19 protein-coding genes and 3 tRNA genes are annotated in these 24,377 nt (G+C 74.5%); 13 read left to right on the forward strand and 9 right to left on the reverse strand.

Annotated elements, in window-relative coordinates:
* Positions 1-5: 5 nt before the first annotated feature.
* Both OOJ91_RS31795 and OOJ91_RS31800 read left to right on the forward strand, forming a co-directional pair.
* Positions 6-3,170 carry an FtsX-like permease family protein gene (locus tag OOJ91_RS31795; RefSeq protein WP_266250896.1) on the forward strand — a complete coding sequence of 1,055 codons (3,165 nt, stop codon included), beginning with the start codon at positions 6-8 and terminating at the stop codon, positions 3,168-3,170.
* A complete protein-coding gene (locus OOJ91_RS31800) occupies positions 3,167-5,920 on the forward strand; it encodes an FtsX-like permease family protein (protein ID WP_266250898.1) in 2,754 nt (917 codons plus the stop codon). The genes OOJ91_RS31795 and OOJ91_RS31800 overlap by 4 nt, the downstream gene beginning before the upstream one ends.
* Before the next feature lie 82 nt (positions 5,921-6,002).
* Here OOJ91_RS31800 and OOJ91_RS31805 read toward each other — a convergent pair.
* The 3 genes from OOJ91_RS31805 to OOJ91_RS31815 form a co-directional block, all read right to left on the reverse strand.
* Positions 6,003-6,077: transfer RNA gene (locus tag OOJ91_RS31805), tRNA-Val, on the reverse strand.
* 13 nt (positions 6,078-6,090) lie between these two features.
* Positions 6,091-6,161 (reverse strand) — tRNA-Cys (locus OOJ91_RS31810).
* 34 nt (positions 6,162-6,195) lie between these two features.
* Positions 6,196-6,268: transfer RNA gene (locus OOJ91_RS31815), tRNA-Gly, on the reverse strand.
* 409 nt (positions 6,269-6,677) lie between these two features.
* Between OOJ91_RS31815 and OOJ91_RS31820 the strand changes: the two genes are divergently transcribed.
* Together OOJ91_RS31820 and OOJ91_RS31825 are read left to right on the forward strand one after the other, a co-directional pair.
* Positions 6,678-7,280 (forward strand): TetR/AcrR family transcriptional regulator, encoded by a 603-nt coding sequence (locus tag OOJ91_RS31820; RefSeq protein WP_266250900.1) that lies wholly within the window; start codon positions 6,678-6,680, stop codon positions 7,278-7,280.
* Between the two features lie 94 nt (positions 7,281-7,374).
* Positions 7,375-7,956, forward strand: coding sequence for a TIGR03086 family metal-binding protein (locus OOJ91_RS31825; protein ID WP_266250903.1), 582 nt, complete (start codon positions 7,375-7,377; stop codon positions 7,954-7,956).
* Positions 7,957-7,960: 4 nt separating this feature from the next.
* Here the strand turns inward: OOJ91_RS31825 and OOJ91_RS31830 are convergent, their stop codons facing one another.
* Positions 7,961-9,094 (reverse strand): alkane 1-monooxygenase, encoded by a 1,134-nt coding sequence (locus tag OOJ91_RS31830; RefSeq protein WP_266250906.1) that lies wholly within the window; start codon positions 9,092-9,094, stop codon positions 7,961-7,963.
* 220 nt (positions 9,095-9,314) lie between these two features.
* Between OOJ91_RS31830 and OOJ91_RS31835 the strand changes: the two genes are divergently transcribed.
* Complete coding sequence (locus OOJ91_RS31835; RefSeq protein ID WP_266250908.1) at positions 9,315-12,245, forward strand: M36 family metallopeptidase; 2,931 nt, start codon at positions 9,315-9,317, stop codon at positions 12,243-12,245.
* A gap of 45 nt (positions 12,246-12,290) precedes the next feature.
* Here the strand turns inward: OOJ91_RS31835 and OOJ91_RS31840 are convergent, their stop codons facing one another.
* Complete coding sequence (locus tag OOJ91_RS31840) at positions 12,291-13,175, reverse strand: hypothetical protein (RefSeq protein ID WP_266250910.1); 885 nt, start codon at positions 13,173-13,175, stop codon at positions 12,291-12,293.
* A gap of 171 nt (positions 13,176-13,346) precedes the next feature.
* Here OOJ91_RS31840 and OOJ91_RS31845 point away from each other — a divergent pair, with 171 nt between their 5' ends.
* The 5 genes from OOJ91_RS31845 to OOJ91_RS31865 all read left to right on the forward strand — a co-directional run bounded on the left by OOJ91_RS31845 (position 13,347) and on the right by OOJ91_RS31865 (position 17,934).
* Positions 13,347-14,015, forward strand: a complete 669-nt coding sequence (locus tag OOJ91_RS31845; RefSeq protein WP_266250911.1) for a class I SAM-dependent methyltransferase — start codon at positions 13,347-13,349, stop codon at positions 14,013-14,015.
* A gap of 9 nt (positions 14,016-14,024) precedes the next feature.
* Positions 14,025-15,215, forward strand: a complete 1,191-nt coding sequence (locus OOJ91_RS31850) for a cytochrome P450 (protein WP_266250913.1) — start codon at positions 14,025-14,027, stop codon at positions 15,213-15,215.
* A 24-nt stretch (positions 15,216-15,239) separates the two neighbouring features.
* Positions 15,240-16,100, forward strand: coding sequence for a polysaccharide deacetylase family protein (locus tag OOJ91_RS31855; RefSeq protein WP_266250916.1), 861 nt, complete (start codon positions 15,240-15,242; stop codon positions 16,098-16,100).
* A gap of 83 nt (positions 16,101-16,183) precedes the next feature.
* Positions 16,184-17,116: an ABC transporter ATP-binding protein gene (locus OOJ91_RS31860; RefSeq protein ID WP_266250918.1), complete on the forward strand. Its 933-nt coding sequence runs from the start codon at positions 16,184-16,186 to the stop codon at positions 17,114-17,116.
* Positions 17,113-17,934: an ABC transporter permease gene (locus tag OOJ91_RS31865; RefSeq protein WP_266250920.1), complete on the forward strand. Its 822-nt coding sequence runs from the start codon at positions 17,113-17,115 to the stop codon at positions 17,932-17,934. Before OOJ91_RS31860 ends, OOJ91_RS31865 begins: the two co-directional genes overlap by 4 nt.
* Before the next feature lie 31 nt (positions 17,935-17,965).
* Here the strand turns inward: OOJ91_RS31865 and OOJ91_RS31870 are convergent, their stop codons facing one another.
* From OOJ91_RS31870 to OOJ91_RS31885, 4 genes are all read right to left on the reverse strand, one after another.
* Positions 17,966-18,583, reverse strand: coding sequence for a response regulator (locus OOJ91_RS31870; protein WP_266251523.1), 618 nt, complete (start codon positions 18,581-18,583; stop codon positions 17,966-17,968).
* Positions 18,584-18,639: 56 nt separating this feature from the next.
* Positions 18,640-20,232: a sensor histidine kinase gene (locus OOJ91_RS31875; RefSeq protein WP_266250921.1), complete on the reverse strand. Its 1,593-nt coding sequence runs from the start codon at positions 20,230-20,232 to the stop codon at positions 18,640-18,642.
* A gap of 54 nt (positions 20,233-20,286) precedes the next feature.
* A complete protein-coding gene (bioD, locus tag OOJ91_RS31880; protein WP_266251526.1) occupies positions 20,287-20,991 on the reverse strand; it encodes a dethiobiotin synthase in 705 nt (234 codons plus the stop codon).
* Positions 20,992-21,247: 256 nt separating this feature from the next.
* Entirely contained in the window at positions 21,248-22,384 is a 1,137-nt protein-coding gene (locus tag OOJ91_RS31885) for an 8-amino-7-oxononanoate synthase (RefSeq protein WP_266251527.1), read from the reverse strand.
* Between the two features lie 252 nt (positions 22,385-22,636).
* On the opposite strand from OOJ91_RS31885, the gene bioB reads away from it, so the two are divergent.
* Genes bioB through OOJ91_RS31900 form a run of 3 tightly spaced genes read left to right on the forward strand, consistent with a single transcriptional unit; the run spans position 22,637 to position 24,363 of the window.
* Entirely contained in the window at positions 22,637-23,632 is a 996-nt protein-coding gene (gene bioB / locus OOJ91_RS31890; RefSeq protein ID WP_266250923.1) for a biotin synthase BioB, read from the forward strand.
* Position 23,633: 1 nt separating this feature from the next.
* Positions 23,634-23,852 carry a biotin synthase auxiliary protein BsaP gene (bsaP, locus tag OOJ91_RS31895; RefSeq protein WP_323178599.1) on the forward strand — a complete coding sequence of 73 codons (219 nt, stop codon included), beginning with the start codon at positions 23,634-23,636 and terminating at the stop codon, positions 23,850-23,852.
* A 4-nt stretch (positions 23,853-23,856) separates the two neighbouring features.
* The gene (locus tag OOJ91_RS31900; RefSeq protein ID WP_266250926.1) at positions 23,857-24,363 is read left to right on the forward strand and encodes a GNAT family N-acetyltransferase; all 507 of its coding nucleotides are present in this window, start codon (positions 23,857-23,859) and stop codon (positions 24,361-24,363) included.
* Positions 24,364-24,377: the final 14 nt, after the last annotated feature.

The raw sequence follows: 24,377 nt of genomic DNA on the forward strand, positions 1-24,377 counted from the left end.
CGACGATGCTGAGGCTGGTCAGCCGACGCGCCCGCGCGCAGTGGCCGCTGCTGGCAGCCCTCCTCGGGATCGTCACGATCGGCGCGACCCTGCTGGGCACCTGCACCCTGCTGAGCACCCGCACCGCCGAGCGGGCGCTTGAGGTCGCCATGGCCCGTGCCGCCCCCGCCGCCGTCGACGTGACCGTCTACACCGGAACCGTCGAGGGCCCGGACGCGGCATCCGTCGCCGCCGACACCCGCACCGCGGTGGCCTCCGCGCTCGCACCGTTCCCGGCGACGACAACCGCGCGGGCATCGACGGTGCTGCGGGCGCTGCCGCCCGCGCTCGCGCCGGGCACCACGGTCGCGCCCCAGGCGTACCTGTCCGGGCTGGACGACCTGCCGGCCCGCGCCGAGCTGGTCACCGGGCGCTGGCCACAGCACCCGGGCGACGCGGTGCTGCTGGAGACCACCGCCCACCTGCTCGGCCTCACCCCCGGCCGCCGGGTGCGCCTCGGCGCCGAACTGGCCCACGCGCCCGTCCCGGCCGTCGACGTGACGGTCGTCGGCGTGGTACGCCCGCTGCCGGGGCGCGGCTGGGACCGCGACCCGCTGGCCGCGGCCGGCTCCGCCGTCGGCTACCGGGACGGCCGCTTCCTCCAGCCGGTCAACGCCTACGGCCCGTTCCTCGTCGACCTCGCCGACCTGGTCACCACAGGTTCCACAGTCGACCGGATGGAGATCACCGCCCACCCGGACCTGTCCGACCCCCACCGCCACGACCTGGAGACCGTCGCCGGGGCTGTCGACAGCGCGGACCGCCGGCTGGCCGGCACCCTCGGCGACCGCGTCCAACTCGCACGTGTCGCCTCCGACCTGCCGCAGACCCTGCGGTCGGCCGACGACCAACGGCACGTCACCTCCGCCGTCGTGCTGGCCATCGCCGTCCTCGGCAGTGTCCTGACCGCGACGGCACTCGTCCTCGCCGGCCGGCTCACCGCGGGCATCCGCGCCGACGAGACCGCCCTACGGTCCGCCCTGGGCGCCAGCCGTCGCCAACTCGCCGCCACCGCGACACTCGAGGCCGGGCTCGTCGCCGCCGTCGCCGCGGCGCTCGCGATACCCGCCTCGTCGGCACTGCACGCCGGCCTGACCCACCTGCCGCCGCTGGACGGCGCCGGCCTGACCGTCCCGCCGGCCGTCACAGGCGTCCAGGTCCTCGCCGTCGCCAGCGGCGCGCTCGCGCTCGCCGCCGTCCTCACCGTCCTGGCGATCCGACAGGTCCCGGCACCAGGCGACCGGCGCACCCGCCGCGAACTGCTGGCCCGCTCCGGTGCCGACCTGCTGCTCGCGGTGTTCGCCGCCGCCGGATGGTGGCAGCTGTACGCGCAGCCCACCACCGCAAGCCCGCGCGCCGACGCGGTCCGGGTGCTCGCACCGGCGCTGCTGCTCACCGCCGGCGCCGCCCTGGCGCTCCGGGTGGTACTGCCCGCCCTGCGCGGCGCCGACCGGCTGGCGTACCGCGCCCGCGGGCTTGCGCTCCCGCTGGCGGCCTCCGAGAGCGCTCGCCGGCCCCAGGCGGTCGCCGCCGGCCTGCTCGTCGGGCTGGCCTGCGCGGCCGGAACCTTCGGACTCGCCTTCGACGACACGTGGCACCAGTCGCAGCGCGACCAAGCCGCGCTCTCCGTCGGCACCGATCTGGCACTCACCCTCGGCACGGCGCCGGTGCCCGGTGACGGCGCTGTCGTCAACGCCGCCACCGCGGGGGCGGTGAGCCCGGCCCTCAACCGGGGTACCAGCGTGGGTCAGTGGCTCGGCACCGCCGGCGAGGCGCCGCGCCTGGTCGCCGTCGACACCACACGCGCCGACGCGCTGCTACGCGGGCGGTTGGACAGCGACAGCGGATGGGCGGACGTGGGCGCCACGCTGGCACCACGCACCCGGGTCACCGGCCTCGCCGTTCCGACAGGCGCCCCGCTCGTCCTGAGCGGGACCGCGGCCGGCGACACCTCGCTCGCCGTGACACCCCGGCTGCTGCTGCAGGACGCCACAGGCCTGCGGACGTCCTGCACCGGTCCCGCCGTACCGCTCGACGGCCGGCAGGTTCCACTGCCGGCCTGCGCGACGGCTGACGGGCTGCGCCTCGTCGCGGTCGCCCTGCCGGTCACCGCCGACGCGGTCGGCGGACCCGTCGCCGTGGCCGTCACGCTCACCGTGCCGCCCGCCGGTTCGGCCGAGGGGTCCACGGACGGATCGGACTGGACCGCCACGTCCGCGCCGCCGGTCCCGACCAGGGTGAGCGACCTGACCCTCGGGGTGTCCGCCACGCCGACGGGAACGGCGCTGCGGATGGCAGCGACCGTCGACCTCGGCGGCGCCGAGGACGCCGCCCGGACCCTCGTCGCCTCGGCCTTCCCGGACCCCGGCCTGGTGCCCGTCGCCGTCTCCGCCCGCTTCGCAAGCGAGGTCGGGGCCGAGATCGGCAGCAAGCTCAGCGTCACTGTCGGCGCCACGCCCGTCCCGGTCGTCGTCGCCGAGGTCGTGCCGACCGTACCGTCCGCCCCCGGCGCCGTCGCCGTCCTGGCCGACCTGGACACGCTGTCCCGCGCACGCGTCGTCACAGGCGACCTGACGTTCCCGGTCGACGCCTGGTGGGTCGGCCACCCCGCCGACGGTGCCGCCGAGCGGGCCACAGCCCTGCACCTGGGCACCGTCACGACCCGCGAGGCGGAGTCCGCCCGCCTCACCGGCGGCCCGCTGCGCGCCGGGCTGCCGGCCGCGCTCCGGCTCATCGTCCCGGCCGCGGCGCTGCTGCTGCTCGCAGGCGTCGTGCTGCACGTCACCTGCGATCTACAGGTCCGCGCCGTCGAGGTGGCGCGGCTGCGCGGCCTGGGAATGTCCCGGCGCGGCATCCGGGGCGTGCTGCTCGGCCAGCACGCCGGCGTCCTGCTGCCCCTGCTCGCGGCGGGCGCGGCCGTCGGCGCCCTCGCCACACGCGTCGTCGCTCCCCTGCTCGTACGCTCCGACAGCGGCGCCGCGCCCGTCCCGACCGCCCAGCCGCACTGGCCGTGGCCGACCGAGGCCGCACTACTCGCCGTACTGCTTGTCGGATGCCTGCTGGCGGTCGCCGTCGTGGTCACCGTGCAGGCCCGCCGGGCCGACGCCGCGCACCTGCGGGTGGCGCCGTGAAGCGGTGGCTGACCCGCCGGTGGCCGGCACTCCACTGGCCCAGCATCCGCGGCCGGAGTCGTACCCACGCCGGACCGCTGCTGCTCATCGCCGCCGTCATCGCGGCCGTCGCGCTGCTCGCCGGGGCCGCCCCGGCGCTGCTGCGCGCCGCCGCCGACAACGCCGTCCAGGACGCGGTCCACCGCGCCGGCCAGGACGCCAACGTCCTCGCGCGCGCCGACTGGGAACGCGACGACGGCCCGACCGGCGGGCGGGTCCGGGCACCCGGCCTCGCCAAGAACGTCGACGACTTCCGCGCCCGGGCGACGTACGCGCTCGGACCCGACCTGGACGCCGCGCTGCTCCCGCCCGTCGCCGTCGTCAACGGCCCGATCCTCACCATCACCGACGGCAGCGTGCCGCGTACCTTCCAGTTCACCTACCTGGCCGACGACCTCGGCGGCCCGGCCGTGACCTGGATCGCCGGCAGCGCGCCCGGCCCCACTGTCACCGCCGAGTACGTCGAGACGCCCTACGGCGGGCCGCCCTGGCCGGTGCAGGTCGGCCTCGCCGAGGCGGAGGCCGCCGCCCTCCACCTCGGCCCCGGCGATCGAGTTCCGGTCCGGGACGGCCAGGGCCGGGACAAGGACGTCCGGGTCAGCGGAATCTACCGACCCGCGGACGGCGCCGACCCCGCCTGGCGACTCGCCCCGTCGCTACTGCGCCCCGTGCCCGGCGCCGACGGCGCGGGGACCACCCGGTTCGCCGGCCTGCTGTCGCGCGAGTCGCTGTCGGACGCCCGGCTCGCCGTCGACCAGGACCAACTGCGGCGCACAGTCCACTTCGCCCCGGAACCCGACGCGCTCACCTGGGGCACCAGCGCGGCGCTGGCCAGCCAGGTGGTCAAGCTCAAGGCGACCTCCGGTTCGTCAGGCGACCGCGACGAGTCCCTGAAGTGGGAGTCGCAGCTCGACACGGCGCTGCGCGACGCCCGCACCCGGATCAGCGCCGTTCTCACCCAGGCCGCCGTCCTGCTCACCGGGGTGCTGACCGCCACGGTGCTTGTCCTGCTGCTCGCCGCCGAACTGCTGGTCCGCCGCCGCACCCCGGCGCTGACCGCCGCCCGGCAGCGTGGGGCGGCGCTACCCGACGTCGCTGCGGAACTGCTCATCGAGTCCGCCGTGGTGTCCCTGTCGGCCGCCGCCGTCGGGCTCGCGCTCGCCCGCGCGGCCGCGCCGGGCGTCTCCTGGGCCTGGGCCGTTCCCGTGGTCCTGGCCGGTGCCGTCGCCGGGCCGGCGTTCGGCACCCTCGCCGCCGCCCGCGCCAGCCGCGACCGACGTCAACCTGCCAATCCGGCCGCTCGGCGCTGGATCCTGGCCACCGCCCGGCTGCGCCGCGCCGCCGTGGAAGCCGCTGTCCTGATCGCCGCGGTCGCCGCCTTCGGCGCACTGCACCAGCGCGGGTTACTGCCCGTCGCCTCCGACGGCGACACCGGTGAGCCGACCGGCGACCTGATCCTGCCGGTCAGCGCCCTCGCTCTGGGCGCGCTCGTCGGCGCGCTCGTCCTGCTCCGGCTGCTGCCTCTCGGGGCACGGTTCGCGCTCCGACAGGCCCTGCGCTCGCGCCGCCCGCTGGCCGTGTTCGGTGCCGCCCGGGCGGCGACCACGGCCGGGCGTGCGCTGCCGCCGCTGGTCCTGGTCAGCACCATGGCGCTCGCGTCGTTCGCGCTCATCCTCGGCGCCACCGTCACCCGGGGTCTGGCCGACGGCGCGTGGAGCACCGTCGGCGCCGACGCCCGCCTCGACGTCGGCGTCGACGCCGAGGCCGCCACGCCCGCACTCGCCGAGCGCATCGCTGCCGCACCCGGCGTACGGCAGGTCGTCGTCGCGCAGGTGACCGACTCGGCGCGCGTCTTCACCGAATCGACACCGCTCACGCCACGGCTGGTCATCGTGGACGCCGACGCGTTTCAGCGCCTGCTGGCCACCACCCCGCTTCCCGACGCGCCGGCGCTGGCCCGGCTCACGGCACAGGGTCCCGGGGACGTCCCCGCGCTGGTCCGATCGAGCGACGGCGCTCTGCCGGCCGGTACGCGGTTGCAGCTGAGCCGGGACGACGCCCCGGCGATCCGTCTCGCCGCGGTCGGTACCGCTCCCCCCGTCGGCGGCGCCGACGACGTCGTCATCGTGGACGCCGCGGCCCTCGCCGACGCCGGGCTGCCCGCCGTCCCGAACACCGTCTGGGTGACCGGTCCCGGCGCGGCGCGGGCCGTGTCGAACAGCGGCGTCGCCGCCGACGTCGTGCTACGCGCGGACGTCCTGCGGGCGCAGCGCGTGGCGCCGCTGACCACTGGGCTGCTGCGGCTGGCGTGGACGGCCGCCGCGGTGCTGCTGGCGCTGGGGCTGCTCGGCCTCACGCTCGCCGCCGCCGCGGGCGCGTCGGAGCGGTGGCAGACCCTGACCCGACTGCGGACCCTCGGCCTCCGACCACGCGACGCCAGGTGGGTCGCCGCCGGAGAGCTGCTGCCGCCGGCAGTGGTCGCCGCGGTGTGCGGCCCGCTCCTCGGCGCCCTGCTCGCACGCCTGCTGCTCGGGCCGCTCGACCTGCGGCTGCTCACCGGCCAGGCCGCCGACCCGGGCGCGGTCCTGCCGTGGTGGCTGCTCGGCCTGGTGAGCGTGGCGCTGCTGGCGGCGGCCGCCACTGTCGTTCCTGTCGAGTCGGCGCTGCGACGACGCGACCGGCTGAGCGAGGTGCTCCGCGCCGGCGAGTAGACGGCCGGTGTGGCTCGGACCGAATAGGCGAAGGCCCGTTGCCGAATATCCGGCAACGGGCCTTCGAACCTACTTGTCCAGCTGGTGGGCGATACTGGGTTTGAACCAGTGACCTCTTCCGTGTCAAGGAAGCGCGCTCCCACTGCGCCAATCGCCCGTGCATAGAACCGAGGTGGGGACGGGATTTGAACCCGCGTACACGGCTTTGCAGGCCGTTGCCTCGCCTCTCGGCCACCCCACCGAGGTTGCCCCCGTCATGCGTGGCGGCAGCTCCGAGCGGACGACGGGATTCGAACCCGCGACCCTCACCTTGGCAAGGTGATGCGCTACCAGCTGCGCTACGTCCGCACGTCCCCGGCGTTCCCGGGTGACGGATGAGAACTTTAGCCGAGCCGGTGAACGACTGCCAACTCGGGGTCCGTGTCGGCGCGCCCCCTTCCGGCCGGCCGAGACGCCGGGACGGGTCCTGGGTTGGGCCGGGGCCACCCGCCGCAGGCTTCCTAGGGAGCTGACCTGGTTTCTCAATTGACTTCCGACCGTCACACTCCGGCATCATGCGACGACAGGTGCCGCCGCCGGGCGCAGGCCCGCCGACCGGCGGCGATGCATCCCGCGGCGAGCGGCGGACCTCGGCGAACACCGCCAGTAGACCGGACCACGGCACCCCTGGAAAGTGTCCGGCTTCCGACTCTTACCCCACGAATCGGACGGTAGCGGTAACTGTTCGTGTTCGGGTGGATGGGCTACGGTAACGGTCGTGACGAGACGTGCGGCCGAGATCCGCCTGGATGCCCTGCTGCGCACCGCCTGTGACGTGATCGTGGAGCGCGGTCTGGCCAACACCCGGACGGCGGACGTGGCACAGGCCGCCGGCGTGAGTCAGGCCCTGGTGTTCTACCACTTCGCCACCAAGGAGCGGTTGCTCGCGCAGGCGTTCGCGTACGCGGTCGAACAGGATCTGGCCCGCCTGGACGTGGTCACCCGCTCCTCCGCTCCGCCGTTGACGAAGCTCCGCCGGATCCTCAAGCTCTACACCCCGGCCGGCCGGGCGACGTCCTGGTCGATGTGGATCGACGGCTGGTCCGAGTCGCTGCGTACCCCCGAGTTGGAGAAGGTGTCCCGACGGCTCGACCTGCGCTGGCGGCAGGACCTCGCCGCCGTCATCTCCGCCGGGGTCGCCGACGGCACCTTCCAGTGCGCCGACCCGGAGGGGGCCGCCTGGCGGATCAGCGCCGTGATGGACGGCCTCGCCGTGCAGCTCGCCGTGCACGACCGGGTGATCTCCCGCCGCCAGTTCGGGGAGTGGGTGCGCCTGGTCACCTCCCGGGAGCTGGGCCTGGCCCCGACCGACCTGGACTGAGCGGGCCGGGGCGGCGCGGTTCCCGGCTGGGCAGAAGGGCTCCGGGCCGGGCAAAACGGCTCCTGCCACCGTCCCGGGGGGAACAATCGACGGCATGGATCTGCTGGAGGCGTACCGCCGGAGCCTGGCCGAGTTCGTCGACCGGGTGGACGAGATCGGGCCCGGCCAGTGGGCCGAGGAGACGCCGTGCCCGGACTGGGACGTCCGCACGCTCGTCAACCACGTGGTCGGTGAGGACCGGTGGAGCGTTCCGCTGCTCGCCGGCCGCACCATCGACGAGGTCGGCGACCGCTTCGACGGTGACGTGCTCGGCGCGGACCCGGCCACGACGGCGCGGGAGGCGACCGCGCAGGCCGAGATCGCCGTCACCCATCCCGGCACGATCGACCGCACCGTGCACCTGTCGGCCGGCCCGACCCCGGCCGCCGAGTACGTCCAGCAACTCCTCGCCGAACACCTGGTGCACGGCTGGGATCTGGCGGTGGCGATCGGCGCCGACCCGCGACTCGACAGGGACGCGGTGCGCGTGTGCGCCCGATGGTTCGCCGGGCGGGTCGACGACTACCGGCGGAACAAGCTTGTCGTCGACGGCGCACAGGTGTCCGCCGACGCCGACGAGCAGGACCGCCTGCTGGCCGCCTTCGGCCGCGACCCCGACTGGGCCCCGGGCGGCTGAGCGGTCAGCGGCGGGGCCGCGTGTTGGCACGTCCCGCGTCACCGGCGTAGTGCGCGAGCACCCGGTGATCCATCACCCGTCGCCACAGCGGCGGGACCAGCGCCACGACCACCATCGTCGCGTACCCGGCGGGTAGCTGTGGGGAGGTGTCGAAGCTGCGCAGGGTCTGGTAGCGGCGTAACGGGTTCGCGTGATGGTCGCTGTGCCGCTGGAGCTGGAAGAGGAAGACGTTGGTGACCGTGCGGTCGCTGTTCCAGCTGTGCCGGGCGTCGACCTTCTCGTAGCGCCCGGCGGCGGTGCGCTGCCGGGCCAGCCCGTAGTGCTCCAGGTAGTTGACCACCTCCAGCAGGGAGAAGCCGACCACCGCCTGCAGGACCAGGAACGGCAGCACCACCGGACCGAAGAGCACTGTCAGCGCCGCGTACAGCGCCAGGGTCATGGCGAGGGCGTTGAGCAGATCGTTGCGGTGGGTCCACGGGGACCGGCCGCGGATGCGGAACCGGCTGGTCTCCAACCGCCAGGCCGAGCGCAGGCCACCGAGGACGGTACGCGGCCAGAACGCCCAGAAGCTCTCCCCCAGCCGCGAACTTGCCGGATCCTCCGGCGTGGCGACGCGTACGTGGTGGCCGCGGTTGTGCTCGACGTAGAAGTGCCCGTAGGCGGCCGGCGCCAGGGCCACCTTGGACAGCCACCGCTCCATCCGTTCGCGCTTGTGGCCCAGCTCGTGGGCCGTGTTCATGGCGATGCCGTCGACCACCCCGACGGTGGCCACGAGGCCTGCGGCACCGGCGGCGGAGAGGCTGTCGCGGGCCCACACCGCGCCGCAGAGCACCAGTGCCGCGTACTGCGCCGGCAGGTAGAGGTAGGTGAGCCAGCGGTAGTAGCCGTCGGCGGCGAGCCGGGGCACCGCCTCCTCGGGAGGGTTCTGCCGGTCGTCGCCGAGCAGCAGGTCGACCACGGGGATCAGGCCGAAGACGACGGCCGGGGTGAGCCACCACGCCCAGGCGCCGCCGCCGGCCCGCCAGAGCGCGAAGCCGACGAAGGGCAGCGCCGGCACCAGCAGCGCCAGCGGCCAGAGCGGCTTGCGGGGGTCCCGCCAGGCGGCGGGCTCGACTGCCGGATCGGCATCGACTGTCATGGCCAACCTCCGGTCTCGCGTCCCGCACCGACTGTGGCACCCGTCACGCTCTTTTACAAGAGACGAGCTTTTGTAAAGTCAACTTATCTCGATTGAGTGGCGCCTCAGTGATCTCGGGCCTTGCCGCCACCCCGGCCGGCTGATATCCACAGATGCGCATGCGTCACCGCGCTGCGTCGGCCGGCAGCCGCCGGCCATCCCGCTCCCACGAGGAGGTCCCGTGCCACAACCGGAGTGGTCACCCCCGATGAGCAGGCGTCGACGCCGGCTCATCGCCGTCCTGGCGACGACAGCGACCATCGCCGCGCTGCTACCCACCGGCGCGAGCACCGCGGCCCCCGCCGGGACGCCGTCCACCCCACGCTCGTCCGGGCCGTTCGCCGAGGGCAACCACGAGCCCGCCGACCTCGACAACCGCTCCGGTACGGCGGCACCCGACGCCCGCCAGCGCGGCCTGGCCCGCGCCGCCGATCCCGACGTGCGGTGGAACCGGTTCGGCACCCCGCAGGCGCTCGGCCCCGGTCGTACCCCGCTCGCCACCGGACTGCCCACCGACCCGGAGGCCGCCGCCCGCGCCTACCTGACCGCCAACCGCGACCTGTACGGGATGGACGCCGCGACGGTGGCCGACCTGGAACGGGTGCTGGTCCGACCGATCGGCAGCGGCGCCGTGGTGACCCTGCGGCAGCGCTTCGGCGACCTGCCGGCCGGGCCCGACGGCCTGGTCACACTCGCGGTCTCCGGCGGCTCGGTGCTCGCCGTCAACTCCTCGCTGGCCAGCGACACCAGCGCCCCCGCGCCGGCCAGCCGCACCGCCGAGCAGGCGTACGCCGACGCCCTCGCCGACGCCGGGCTGACCGCGACGGCGGTGGCCAGCCACACCGTGCGCGCCGTGGCCGTGCCCACCCCGCTGGACGGACCCCGGGCCGCCTACGAGGTGACCATGATCGGCGCGGACGCCGACCACCCTGCCGCCTTCACCAGCTACGTGGACGGCAGCACCGGAAAGGTGCTGGTCCGCGAGGACCTCGTCGACTTCGACTCGGACAACCCGAGCTGGGCGGTCTTCCCGGCCACCCCGCCCCGCGACCTCGCCGCCGGGCAGGACCCCCGGGTGCGCTGGTGCGGCGACCCGGCCCCCGGCTGCCAGGCCGCCTACCGGGACCCGGCCACCGGCCAGCCGTGGGACGTCGACGCGGCCACCGGCACACCTACCTTCACCTCGCGCGGCAACTCGGCCAACACCGTGCTCTCCTGGGGCAACAACACCCCTGTCGTCCCGGCCACCCCCAGCCCGGAGCGCCGCTACGAGTACCCGTTCACCGACCAGTGGCACCAGGCGAAGTGCAACCCGGAGGTGTTCACGTCCGCGCAGCGCAACGACGCGGACGCGGCCATCGGCAACCTCTTCGTCATGCACAACCGCATGCACGACTGGGCGTACCAGTTGGGCTTCACCGAGTCGGCGTGGAACCTCCAGGCGGTCAACCTGACCCCGGCCGGGCTGGGCGGCGACGCCGAGCAGGGCCGCGCCCAGCAGGGGGCGCTGACCGGCAACCGCAACAACGCCAACCAGGGCACCGGGCGCGACGGCCAGCCGCCGACCACGAACATGTACCTGTGGCAGCCCCAGGCCGGCGGCCCGTACCCGCCGTGCGTGGACGGCGACTACGACATGACGGTGATCGGCCACGAGTACACGCACGCCATCACCAACCGGATGATCGCCGGCCCGGACAGCGGGATCAGCGGCCACCAGGGCGGGGCGATGGGTGAGTCGTGGGGCGACCTGCTCGCCGCCGAGTACCTGTACCAGAACGGGCTGCGCGCGCCCGGCGAGACGCCCTTCGTCACCGGCGGCTACGTCACAGGCAACCTGGTCAGCGGCATCCGCAACTACGACCTGAGCCGCAGCCCGCTTAACTACTCCGACATCGGCTACAACACAGGCGGTCCGGCCGTGCACGCCGACGGGGAGATCTGGGGCGCCACCAACTACCGGGTCCGCGCGGCGCTCGTCAAGCGGTACGGCCTCGGCACCGGCGGGCGGCAGGTGGAGTGCGCACAGGGCAGGGTGGCCGCGGACAACTGCCCGGGCAACAGGCGCTGGTCGCAACTGGTCTTCGACTCGTTCCTGCTCCAGGCCGCCAGCCAGGTCAGCATGCTCGACATGCGCGACAACATGCTCACCGCCGACCTGCTGCGCTTCGGGGGCGCGAACCAGGACCTGATCTGGGCCGAGTTCGCGCGCTCCGGGATGGGCCGCGACGCCGCCACCAACGGCGCCGCGGACACCGACCCGACGCCGAGCTTCGCCTCGCCGCGCGGCGGCAACGCGACGCTCACCCTGCGCCCCCGCGGGGACAGCGCCGACGCGCCGATCCGGGTGTACGTCGGGGCGTACGAGGCGCGGGCCACCCCCATCGCGGACACCGACCCGGCGACGCCCATCCCGGACACGCTGGAGCTGGTGGCCGGCACGTACGACCTGCTGGCCGTCGCGCCCGGCTTCGGGCACCAGCGGCTCAGCGTGGTCGCCGACGCCGGCCGGACCGGCTACGTGGACCTGCGGTTGAGTCGCAACCTCGCGTCCACGGCCTCCGGGGCCACGATCACCGGCGACGGGGTCAACCTGGACCGGGTCGCCGACGACACCGAGGCGACGAACTGGGCCTCCCTGGACGGGGTGGCCGGCCGGCAGCTCACCGTGGACCTGCCGGGCGACGGCCCGCAGTCGGTCAAGCGGGTGAACGTCAGCGCGATGCTGCGGCCCGCGATCACCGGGGACGCCGACACCGGCAGTCAGAACGCGCTCAGCGCGCTGCGCTCGTTCGCGGTGTCCGCGTGCGACGCGACGACCACCGACTGCGCGGATCCGGCGCGCTGGCAGCGGATCTACACAAGCGCTGGCGACGCGTTCCCCGGCGGGGCGTACCGGGCGTACAGCCGCGACATCAACCTGCGGACGTTCGCGGTGCCCACCACCCTCGCCACCCACCTGCGCCTGGAGGTGCTGGCCAGTCAGTGCACAGGCGGCCCGCAGTACGCCGGTGAGCAGGACGCCGACCCGGCCACGACGACTGACTGCGCGACCGCCAGCCCGGCCCGTGCCCAGGTCCGGATCGCCGAGTTCCAGGCGTTCACGAAGTGACACAGTCGGGGCCGGCGGATCTCCGTCGGCCCCGACACCTCCCGCTCAGCGGCGGGCCGGTCGCCAGCCACCGGCCGGGGTCTGCCGATCCCAGCGCCTGTCCACCGGCGGGTCCTCGACCTCGGCCTCGGCGGTGGCGGCCCGGGTCAGGTGACGCAGCCGCAGCAGCAACCCCAACCCGAGCGAGAGCAGCAGCCCACCGAGCAGGAACGCGGCCTGCACCACGCCGAACCCACCGGTCTGCGAGACTGGACGGCCGGCGCCGGCCGCGGGCGGCGCGGCGTCGACGGGCTGGTCGGCGACCGGCTCCTCGGCCGGGGAGCTCTCCTCGACCGGTTCGCTCGGCGGGTCGCTGGGCTCGGCCGGCGTCGCGCTCGGTGTCGGCGAGCCGGTCGGCCGGACGCCCACCCCCACCACCGAACGGGTGGCCGTCTGGCGGGCCAACAGGCGCGAATTCGCGTCGTACGCCTCGGCGGCGAGAGTGACCCGCCCCTGGGTAACGTCCTTGTCGAAGGCCACCCGGTAGCGGGCGGTGACCGTGCGGCCCGGGCAGAGCGTGCCCGGGTCGAGTTGCCTGTCGGTCAACCGGGCCACATCACCCTCGGTCCGGATCTCCAGCGGGAAGTCGCCGGTCTCCTCCACCCGGTCCATCTTCACCTGGTCGAGCCGGATGCCCTGCACGCGGAGCACCATCGACCAGCGCACCTTCGCGCAGCCGCCGCGCCGGTCCGTCTGCGAGACCACCGCGGAGATCGTGCGCACCTGGTCCCCCGCGGTGAACCGGGCCGGCAGGCCGCTCATCTCGGTGGCGAAGGCAGCCTGCGCCGGTGCGGCCACTGTCAGCACCGCCCCGGCAACGCCGGCAACCAACGCTCCGAGCCGCAGCACGTACCGCCACACGATCACCACCACCTCGCTCCTTCTCGTCACTGGAGGAAACGCTAGGAGGAAACGGGCGGGCCGGACAGAGGGGTGTCTTCGCATCGGACGCCAAGCACGGGGGGTCATTTCACCGAGAGTGGTGAACCCTTCACCCGTACCCGCACGTCCTCGACCACCTCCCTGCGTCGGCCGGGCTGACAGGTGCGCGAGAATTGCCTGGTGTCCGAGCTCTCCAGCACGTTCGTCCGGCTGCACGCCCGGCTGGCCCCGGTCCCCTTCGTTCCCGAGGTGCGCCTGCACCAGGCGGACGAACCGATCGGGCTGTGGGAGCTGACCGAGGGCGAGTTCTCCAGCGACCGGCCGCCGCCGTTCTGGGCCTTCGCCTGGGCCGGCGGGCAGGCACTCGCCCGGTACGTCACCGACCACCCGGAGCTGGTCGCCGGCCGCCGGGTGCTCGACCTCGCCTCCGGCTCCGGCCTGGTGGCCATCGCCGCCGCCCGGGCCGGCGCGGCGTCCGTGCGGGCCGTCGAGGTGGACGAGCTGGCCGTCGCGGCGGTCGCGCTCAACGCCGAGGCCAACGGGGTACGCGTCGACGCCGAGTTCGGCGACATCCTCGACGGCGACGCGGGCGACGCCGAGGTGGTGCTCGCCGGGGACGTGTTCTACAGCGAGGCGATGGCCCGCCGGGTGCTGCGGTTCCTGCTGCGCGCCACCCGGGCCGGGGCGCCGGCGCTCGTCGGTGACCCCGGCCGGGCGTTCCTGCCCCGGGACCGCTTCGACGAGTTGGCCGCGTACGACGTGCCGGTGTCGGAGGCCCTGGAGAGCGTCCGGGTGAAGCGCACCACCGTCTGGCAGTTGCGCGCCGGCCTGCCGGGGGCTGCCGGCTAGCGTGTCGACGTGCTGTTCTCCGGCGGGGCGTCCGAGGTCGAGGCACCCTGGCCGGACGTCGCCGAGGTGACCGACCACGTCGGCGTACGTCACCTCGTCGTCACCCGGCACGCGCTGGTCCGCGAGGTCCTCGCCGACCCGGTCCGCTACCGGCCGGACAACGCCCTGGACGCGGTGACCCCGATGCCGGCGACCGCCCTGCGGGTGCTCGCCGGGCACCGGTTCCGGCTGCCGCCGACGCTTGCGAACAACTCCGCCGCCAGCCATCCGGAGATCCGGGCGATCGTCGCCGACGCGCTGCACCCCGCACGGGTCGCGGCGCAGCGCCAGTGGCTCACCGCTCTGGTCCGGGAGCGGGTGGCCCGGCTGCGCGCCGCGCTCGACGCCGGCGAGGCTGTCGACCTGTACGCGGACCTCGCCGCCGACCTGCCCCTGCTGGTGCTGGCCCGGCTGGTCGAGCTGCCGGACGCGCCGGTCGGCGCGGTCAAGGAGTTCGCCCGTGCGGCGCTGGAGCTGTTCTGGGCGCCCCTGGACGGCGACCGGCAAATGGCGCTCGCCACCGAGGTGGGCCGTTTCCACGGCGTCCTGCGCGAGTTCGCGGCCACCGGCGGCGGCCTGGCCGCCGAGCTGCGCGCGGGCGGCCACCCGCCGGACGTGGTGGTCGGCGCGCTCTTCTTCCTGCTGGTCGCCGGCCAGGAGACCACGTCGCAGTTCCTCACCCTGCTGCTGCACCGGCTGGCCGGCGAACAGGCGGTACGCGCCGGCCTGCGCACCGGCGACGTCGCGGTCGCCGACGTCGTCGAGGAGGGCCTGCGCCTCGAACCGCCAATCGTCACGTGGCGGCGCGTCGCGGCGGTCGACGGCACGCTTGGCGGAACCGCCGTGCCGGCGGGCGCCAGCATCGTGCTGTGGCTGGCCCGCGCCGGCCGGGACCCGGCGATCGTCGAGGCCCCCGACGAGTTCCGTCCGGGGCAGCGCGGGTCGCGCCGGCACCTGGCGTTCGGGGCGGGCACGCACCGCTGCGTCGGGGACGTCCTGGCCCGGATGGAGGCGGCCGTGGTGGTGGCCGAGGCGACGTCACTGCTCGACGGGGTGACAGTGGTCCGACCGCCCTGGTGCCCGGACAATCTCACCTTCCGGATGCCGGACGCCTTCGTGATCCGCCGTCGGCCGGAGGGGACCGGGCTGACCGGATCCTGACATCGGCTCGGTATGTTTTCGGGCGTGTCCGTCACCCCTGCCCGTCGGATCCTCACCGCCGCAACGCTTCTGGCCCTGCTGGCGCTGAGCGCCTGCACAGCCGGACCGGTGTTCCACGCCCGGCAGATCACCGCGGCCCCGCCGAGCCCGTCGGCCCCGGTGCCCACGCCGTCGACCCCGCCGTCCCCGTCGGCCGCGCCGACGACGACGGCCCCGCCCGCCCCCAAGAGCCTGGACTGGTACGTGTCCCAGGCGCCGACCTTTGCCGAAGCGCCGCCTCCGCAGCCGGTGCCGCTGACCGCGACCGGAGCGATCCCGTTCTGGCACCGCCTGCCGACCGACCAGAAGGTCGCCTTCATCACCATCGACGATGGTGGGCTGGCTCGCCCGCCCGCGGTGGCCGACTTCATCTGGCGGGCGCACATCCCGGTCACGATGTTCCTGAACTCACCGGCGGCCGAGGAGCACGACCAGTACTTCCGGCAGATCCAGGTGGCCGGCGGGATCGTCGAGAACCACACGATCAGGCACACCTCGCTTGCCGGCCGGTCGTACGACTACCAGAAGCAGGAGATCTGCGGCGCCGCGGACAGGCTGGAGACGCTGTTCGGCAAGCGGGCGACCCTGTTCCGCCCCCCGTTCGGCGAGTACGACAGCACCACGCTGACCGCCGCGCGGGACTGCGGCGCGAAGGCGGTCCTGCACTGGTCCGAGACCGTCCACGAGGGCAAGGTGCGCTACCAGACCCCGGAGAAGGTGGTCCAGCCCGGCGACGTGCTGCTGATGCACTTCCGACCGGCGCTGATGGACGACCTCCTCGCGGCGCTGAAGGCGATCCACCGGGCGGGGCTCACCCCGGCGCTGCTGGAGGACTACATCCGCTGACCCGGGCGGCCTGACGAAAGTCAGGGTCGGGTGCTGCCCTTCGGGCGCGGCGGACCGACGTGACGGACGCCTAGCGTCAGCGCATGATCACATTACGTGGGTTGACGAAACGGTTCGGGGCGACAGTCGCGGTCGACGCGCTGACCGTCGACATCGCGCCCGGCCGGGTCACCGGTTTCCTCGGGCCCAACGGCGCCGGCAAGTCCACCACCATGCGGATGATCCTCGGCCTGGACCGGCCCACCGCCGGAACGGCGCTCGTCGACGGCCGGTCGTACCGGGAGCTGCGGCGACCGCTGCACGAGGTGGGCGCCCTGCTCGACGCCCGGGCCATCCACCCCACCCGGTCCGGGCGCGCGCACCTGCTGGCCATGGCCCGCAGCAACGGCATCCCCGCCCGGCGGGTCGACGAGGTGCTCGACACCGTCGGGCTGGACGGGCGTGCCGCCGCCAAACCGGGCCGCACCCTGTCCCTGGGCATGGGCCAGCGGCTCGGCATCGCCGGGGCGCTGCTCGGCGATCCGCCGGTGCTGATGTTCGACGAGCCGGTGAACGGCCTCGACCCGGACGGGGTGCGCTGGGTCCGGCACCTGTTGCGCTCCCTGGCCGGGCAGGGCCGCACGGTCTTCGTCTCCAGCCACCTGATGAGCGAGATGCAGCTCACCGCCGACCAGCTCGTGGTGATCGGCCGGGGACGACTGCTCGCCGACGCCCCGGTCGGCGACGTCATCGCGGGCAGTGGGCAGGCCGTACGGGTCCGCAGCCCGCACCCGGAGGGGCTCGCCACCCTCGCCGCCCGTCTGGCCGCGCACGGCGCCACAGTCGAACCGGACGGCCCGGACGAGCTGACCGTCACCGGGACCACAGTCGACCGGATCGGTGACCTGGCGTACGAGCTGGGGGTGCGGTTGCACGAACTGAGCCCGCACGGCGCGTCGCTGGAGCAGGCGTTCATGGAACTGACCGCCGACAGCGTCGAGTACGCCGGCGGTCCGACCGGAGGTGACGCACGATGAGCACGCAGACAGTGGTGGGAAGCCGTCCCACCGTCGCGCCGGCCGTCACCGCGCCGGCCGCCTTCCGCGCCGCCGTGGCCGCCGAGTGGACCAAGCTGGTCTCGGTACGCAGCACCTGGTGGACGATGCTGGCCGGGCTGCTCGTGATGGCCGCGAGCGCCGGACAACTCGCCATCTACGCGGCCAACGCCAACACCAACGACGACCCGGCCGACGACCTGGGCATCGTCGCCGTCGGCAGCGTGCTGATCGACGCGGTCGATCTCACCCAGTACGCCGTGCTGGCGCTGGGTCTGCTCGCCATCACCACCGAGTTCACCAGCGGCACCATCCGGAGCACCCTGCAGTGCACCCCGGCACGCGGCCGGGTGCTCCTGGCCAAGGCCGTGGTGGCCGGCGCCGTCACCTTCGTCCTCGGGCTGCTGCTCGGCGGTGTCGGCGCCCTGGTCGCCCGGCCGGTGCTCGGCGAGTGGGGCAGCGCGCCGACCGCCGCCACGATCGGCGACATCGCGGCGGTGGCGACCTACCTGGCCCTGGTCAGCGTCCTCGCGCTCGGCCTCGGCGCGGCACTGCGCAGCGCGGTGCTCACGATCGTCGTGCTCTTCGCCACCCTGATGATCGTGCCGCTGTCCCTGCAGGAACCGGACATCGCCGTCCTGAACCGGATCGCGGACGCGTTCCCCGGCGTGGCCGGTGGGCACTTCATGGCCGGCGACACCGAGCCGTACCCGGGCGCGGTGGGGTTGCTGGTGCTCGCCGGTTGGGCGAGCGCCGCCCTGCTGCTCGGCCGGGCCGCCCTGCGCCGCCGCGACGCCTGAGACGCCGAGCGGGGGCCCTCGCGGCCCCCGCTCACTGCTCGACAAGCCCCGCCTCGTACGCGAGGATCGCCGCCTGCACCCGGTTACGCACGTCCAGCCGGGTGAAGATGCTTGTCAGATAGCTCTTCACGGTGCCCTCCACCAGGTGCAGCCGGCGGGCGATCTCCGCGTTGGAGAGCCCCGCCCCGACCAGGGCCAGCACCTCCCGTTCCCGCTCGGTCAGCCCGGCCGTCCGGTCCCGCGCGGCCGGTCGGCGGGCCAGCCGTCCGGCCCCCAGCTCGATCACCCGGCGGGCCACCCGCGGCGACAGGTACGCCCCGCCGTCCGCTACCGCGTGCACCCCGGCGATCAGCTCGCGCGGGTCGCCGGACTTGAGCAGGAACCCGCTCGCGCCGTGGCCGAGCGCCCGGGCCACGTGGTCGTCCTCGCCGAAGGTCGTCAACATGAGCGTCGCGGTGGCCGGCGCGACCCGGTGGATCTCGGCCGCCGCGGCCAGTCCGTCCAACCGGGGCATCCGGATGTCCAGCAACGCCACCCGAGGTCGGTGCGCGCGCACCAACTCCACCGCGGCCCGCCCGTCGCCAGCCTCGGCGACCACCTCGATGCCCGGATCGGCGGCGAGGATGGCCCGGACGCCGGCCCGGATCATCGCCTCGTCGTCGGCGAGGACCACCCGGACCGGCGTCGGCACGGCCGTGTCGGTGCTCACGATGCGATCCGCTCCTTGCTGGCCAGTCGGCCGTCGGTGAAACAGAGCCGCCACGTCGGCTCGGCGAGGGGGAAGTTGCCGTCGGTGTAGTACTCGCACCCCGGCGCCGACACACCGAGCGGCGGGGTGAGCTGCCGCCGGGGCAACCCGTGCAGGTCGGCGCGCTCGGTCCCGGGCCGCATCCGGTCGTACGCCGACTCGTCCAACACCGTCCCGGCCGTGGCGAACGAGTAGTAGAGCAGCGACAGGACGAGCCCGAAACCGGCCGGGGCGGCGAGCGCCGTCAGCAGGCTGCGCCGAGCCCGACGACGCGCCTCGCGCAGCCGACGCTCGGCGTCCGCCGGCAGTTCCGGGCCACCGCCGACCACGGCGGCACCGTCGAACGTCGCGTCGACCACGGCGCCCACCGGGAGGGGCAACCCCGACCACCCCGCGCCGGAGCGCGATTCGGCGGGCAGCGGCAGCCGGGCGCGCACCGCGAAGCCACAGTCGGGGGACGGGCCGGCATCCAGCACGCCACCGGCCAGCCGGACCCGCTCGGCGAGGGCGAGCAGGCCGCTCCCCGACGAGGCCGGCCGGGGCAGCGGGCCAGCCGGCGCCGACGCGTTACGCACCCGCACCTCCACCCCGTCAGCGTTCCGAACGAGGGTCACGGTCACCGATGCGCCCGGGGCGTACCGGGCCGCGTTGGTGAGCGCCTCCCGCACCACCTGATGGGCGGCGGACCCGGTCATCCCGGGCAACTCCACGGTGTCGGGCGGGGCGTCCAGGCGTACCGCCATCCCGGCCTCGCGGGCCCCGGCCACCAGGTCGACGACGGTCTCCCCCACCGGGCGGACGCCTGCCGGACCGCCCTCCTCCCGGAGCACCCCGATGATGCCGTGCAGCCGTTCGGTCGCCGCCGCGACGCTTGCCCGCAGCTCCCCCACCGCCGTCCGGTGCTTCGGGGCGAGGTCCTCGGCCAGCTCCAACGCGGCAGCCCGCACCGCGATCAGGCTGAGGTCGTGACCGAGCGAGTCGTGCATCTCCTCGGCGATGCGGGCCCGCTCCCGCAGACGGATCCGCTCCGCCGCGCCCCGCCGCTCGCGCGTCAGCGCCTCGACGTGCCGTCGCCCGGCGTCGGCAAGAGCCTGCTGCTGCCGCCGGTAGCGGCCCACCAGCCACGGGAACACCCCGGCGAACAGCAGCACCGAAGCGAGCAGGAACCAGGTCGCCGCCCCGGTGCCGAGCAACCCCAGGTTCAGCACCGTGCCGCCGAGGGCGATCACGCCGAACAGCACGGCCGCCGGCGCGGCGCCCGCACTGCGCCGCCCGCACAGATAGCTGAACACCGGGATGGCGAAGACGAAGTTACCGTCCACAAGCGAACCGAGCACCACCAGCAACAACCCCACCAGCGGCAGGCGCCGCGCCGACGCCACAGCGACCGCCAGCAACGCCAGCGAGCCGAGCAGCAACGCCACGTCGAAACGCGGGTACGGCGGAGTCAGCCGGGCAGCCGCGATCGGGGCGACCACCACCGCCCAGAGCAGCACGTCCAGCAGCGGACGCCGCCACCGCCCCGGCAGCGACCGGTCCAGGATCCTCACGGCGGCCAGGCTACCCACGCCCGACCTGCGCGGACACCGACGAAAGTCAGGTGTTCAGCTGCTCTCCTCGGCCCAGACGCGCCAGTCGTCGAGCACGCCGTGCAGCGCCGGAGTGAGCCAACCCGGCGCCGACCGCCGGAACACCCCCGGATCGATCGCGCCCGCGCCGGCTGGCACCGCGCCCATCAGGTTCGGCACCAGGTCGGTCAGGTTCGTCCAGTGCACCAGCTCAGGCGACGCCGGCCAGGCGCCGATCACCACGCCGGCCGGCACCGCCCGACGGTCCAGCGCCTCCAGGGTCAGCGCGGTGTGGTTGAGCGTGCCCAACCCGGCGCGGGTGACCACCACCGCGGGCGCGCCGAGCGACACCGCCAGGTCGGCCATCGTCCATTGCTCGCCCGACGGGCGCAGCCCCATCGGCACCAGCAGGCCACCGGCCCCCTCCACCAGGACCAGGTCGTGCTTGTCCGCCTCCTCCCGGACCGCGTCCACCGCCGCGTACAGCTCCAGCGGCGGCAGGTCCGCGACCCGGGCGGCTGCCAGCGGGGCGAGCGGATCCGGAAAACTGGCAAGCGTGCGACCGGTCAGCGGGGCCGCCAGCCGATTGACCGCGTCCACGTCGCCCGGCTCCCCACCGGCCGTGCCGGTCTGACCCGGCTTGACCACCGCCACCCGCAGGCCGGCGGCCTGCGCGGCAGCCGCGATCGCCGCGGTGACCACCGTCTTGCCCACCTCGGTGTCGGTGCCGGTGACGAGCACCGGCCCCTCCCACGCGCTCACGGCAGCTTCTCGGTTCGCGACTGCGGGGCTCGCAGACCCGGCTCACTCCTCGCGCTCACGGGACCACCTGTGGTTCGCGACTGCGGGGCTCGCAAACCCGGCTCACTCCTCGCGCTCACGGGACCACCTGTGGTTCGCGACTGCGGGGCTCGCAAACCCGGCTCACTCCTCGCGCTCACGGGACCACCTGTGGTTCGCGACTGCGGGGCTCGCAAACCCGGCTCACTCCTCGCGCTCACGGCGCACACTCCACGATGACGTCCAGGGCCCGCTCGAAATCCGCCCGGGGCACCCCGGCGCTGACGGTGAGGCGCAGCCGGGAGCGGTTGTCCGGGGTAGAGGGCGGCCGGAAGCAGCCCACCGCGACTCCCCGGTCCCGGCAGTCGGCGGCCCAGGCGGTCGCCGCCTCCGGGCCGGGGGCCGCCACCGAGATCACCGCCGCGTCCGGCGCGGAGACGGCCAGGCCGGCCGCGCCCAGTCGACCGACCGCCAGCGCCACCCGGTCGGCCAGCTCGGTCCGCATATCGTCGCCGGGCCGGGCCAGCCGCAGCGCCGCGTGCACACCGGCCGCGACGGCCGGCGGCAGCGCGGTGTCGAAGATGAACGTACGGCTCGTCTCCACCAGGTGTCGGACGAACTCCGCCGGGCCGGCGACCACCCCACCCGCCCCGCCGAGCGCCTTGGAGAGGGTGGCGGTGACCACCACGTCCGGCTCGCCGGCCAGCCCGGCGGCCGCTACCGCGCCGGCCCCGGACGGACCTGTCACACCGAGCGCGTGCGCGTCGTCGACAAGCAGCAGCGCGCCGTAGCGGCGGGCCACCGCGTGCAGGTCGGCAAGCGGCGCGAGATCGCCGTCGACCGAGAAGACCGACTCGGTGACCACCACCGCCGGACGTCCCGGCGCCACGGCCAGCGCGGCGGCCACCGCCGTCACGTCGGCGTGCGCGCTCACCACCGTCTCCGCGCCGGAGATCCGGCAGCCGTCGATGAGCGACGCGTGGTTGTGCGCGTCCGAGACGAGCAGGGTCCGGGGCTGGACGAGGGCCCGCAGCGCGCCGAGGTTCGCCAGGTATCCGGAGGAGAAGACGAGAGCCCGGTCGGTGCCCAGCCACTGCGCAAGCTCGTCCTCCAGGGCCTCGTGCGCGTCGGTCGAGCCGCGCACCAGCCGCGACCCGGTCGCTCCCAGCCCGTACGCCGACAGTGCCGCCGTGGCCGCGGCGGTGACCTCCGGATGGGTGGCCAGGCCGAGGTAGTCGTTGCCGGCGAGGTCGGTCATCCGTTCGCCGGCGGGACGCGGGTGCAGCCGACGGGTCAGGCCGGCCTTCGCCCGCAACTGCGCGCGACGATCGAGCGCCGCCAGCCAGTCCGCCACCGTCACCCCTTCACCGCCGTCCGCGCCTGTCACGCCGACACCCGCCGGGCGAAATTACCACCCGCCACCACCGACCCGGCGAATCCACTCGGCACGCGGGGCCACCCAGGGCGACGCCGGGGAGAGTGCCACCACGTAACGTCATCGACAGGTCACGTGACGCTACCGCACTGTCGGCGGGGCTCCGCTTGTGGAGATCGACCGGACGGCAGGTCGTACCCGCCTGACCGGGGGCCTTGTAGGGTACGAGCCATGCCAGAGATCCTCGACCAGGCCCGCACCCAGGTCCTGGGTGACGGCGTCGGCCTCGACCAGGCCGGCGTCCTCGCCGTGCTGAACCTGCCCGACGAGCACCTGCCCGCCGCCCTCCAGCTCGCCCACGAGGTGCGGATGCGGTGGTGCGGCCCGGAGGTCGAGGTCGAGGGCATCGTCTCGCTCAAGACCGGCGGCTGCCCGGAGGACTGCCACTTCTGCTCGCAGTCGGGCCTGTTCACCTCCCCGGTGCGCTCGGTCTGGCTGGACATCCCGTCGCTCGTCGAGGCCGCGAAGCAGACGGCGAAGACCGGGGCGACCGAGTTCTGCATCGTGGCGGCGGTACGCGGCCCGGACGCGCGGCTGATGAAGCAGATGCGCGAGGGCGTGGCAGCCATCAAGGCCGAGGTCGACATCCAGGTCGCCGCCTCGCTGGGGATGCTCTCGCAGGAGCAGGTCGACGACCTGGTCGACATGGGCGTGCACCGCTACAACCACAACCTGGAGACCTGCAAGTCGTACTTCCCCAACGTGGTCACCACCCACTCGTGGGAGGAGCGGTGGGAGACGCTGCGCATGGTCCGCGACTCCGGCATGGAGGTGTGCTGCGGTGGCATCCTCGGCCTCGGCGAGACCGTCGAGCAGCGGGCGGAGTTCGCCGCGCAGCTCGCCGAACTGAACCCGCACGAGGTGCCGCTCAACTTCCTCAACCCACGCCCCGGCACCCCGCTCGGTGACCGCCCGGTGGTCGAGGGCAAGGACGCGCTGCGGGCCATCGCCGCGTTCCGGCTGGCCATGCCGCGCACGATCCTGCGCTACGCGGGCGGCCGGGAGATCACCCTCGGGGACCTGGGCACCCGCGACGGTCTGCTCGGCGGGATCAACGCGGTGATCGTCGGCAACTACCTGACCACGCTGGGCCGGCCGGCGACCGCCGACCTGGACCTGCTCGACGAGCTGAAGATGCCGGTCAAGGCCCTGTCCGCGACCCTCTGAGCTGACCGGTGAGGACGACGTGACAGAGGTTGTGGCAGCGCAGCGCTGGTGTGACCGCTGCGGCGAGGATGCGTCGGCCGCCGGGCACGACTCGTGCGCGGCGGCCCGGACGCTGGAGCCGCCGCGCTACTGCCCGCGCTGCCGACGTCGGATGAAGGTGCAGGTGCTGCCGGTCGGCTGGTCGGCGGTCTGCGTCGAGCACGGCGAGAGCCGAGGCTGAGCCGATGCTGCGTGGGCGTGCGGTGGCCCTCCGACCGGCGACGGTCGCGGACGTGCCGGCCCTCGCGGCCATCCGGGCCGACCCGGAGGTACGCCGGTGGTGGCGCGGCGGCGACGACCTGGCCGCGGCCGTCCACGCCGACCTGAACGACGACGACCTCGCCCTGTACGCCATCGAGCACGACGGCCGGCTGGTCGGCGCGATCCAGTGGTACGCCGAACCGGATCCGGACTACCGGCACGCCAGCCTGGACATCTTCCTCGACCCGGCGGTACGCGGCGAGGGCCTGGGCGGGGACGCCATCCGCACCCTGGCCCGACACCTGATCGACGAGTACGGCCACCACCGGTTCACGATCGACCCGGCCGCGGCGAACAGCGCGGCCATCCGGGCGTACGCGAAGGTGGGCTTCCGCCCGGTGGGCATCATGCGCCGCTACGAGCGGGGCGAGGACGGCCGCTGGCACGACGCCCTGCTGATGGACCTGCTCGCGGAGGACCTGGCCGACTGAACCGGGCGGGCGTG

This window comes from Micromonospora lupini (assembly GCF_026342015.1).
Classification (GTDB): domain Bacteria; phylum Actinomycetota; class Actinomycetes; order Mycobacteriales; family Micromonosporaceae; genus Micromonospora; species Micromonospora lupini_B.

Bases quoted from the DNA above. Each gene is read 5' to 3' on its own strand.
- OOJ91_RS31795 (WP_266250896.1), top strand. From the start codon at position 6: ATGCTGAGGCTGGTCAGCCGACGCGCCCGCGCGCAGTGGCCGCTGCTG.
- OOJ91_RS31825 (WP_266250903.1), top strand. From the start codon at position 7,375: ATGGATCTGCTGGAGGCGTACCGCCGGAGCCTGGCCGAGTTCGTCGAC.
- OOJ91_RS31830 (WP_266250906.1), bottom strand. From the start codon at position 9,094: ATGACAGTCGATGCCGATCCGGCAGTCGAGCCCGCCGCCTGGCGGGAC.
- OOJ91_RS31860 (WP_266250918.1), top strand. From the start codon at position 16,184: ATGATCACATTACGTGGGTTGACGAAACGGTTCGGGGCGACAGTCGCG.
- OOJ91_RS31865 (WP_266250920.1), top strand. From the start codon at position 17,113: ATGAGCACGCAGACAGTGGTGGGAAGCCGTCCCACCGTCGCGCCGGCC.
- OOJ91_RS31870 (WP_266251523.1), bottom strand. From the start codon at position 18,583: ATGATCCGGGCCGGCGTCCGGGCCATCCTCGCCGCCGATCCGGGCATC.
- bioB (WP_266250923.1), top strand. From the start codon at position 22,637: ATGCCAGAGATCCTCGACCAGGCCCGCACCCAGGTCCTGGGTGACGGC.
- OOJ91_RS31900 (WP_266250926.1), top strand. From the start codon at position 23,857: ATGCTGCGTGGGCGTGCGGTGGCCCTCCGACCGGCGACGGTCGCGGAC.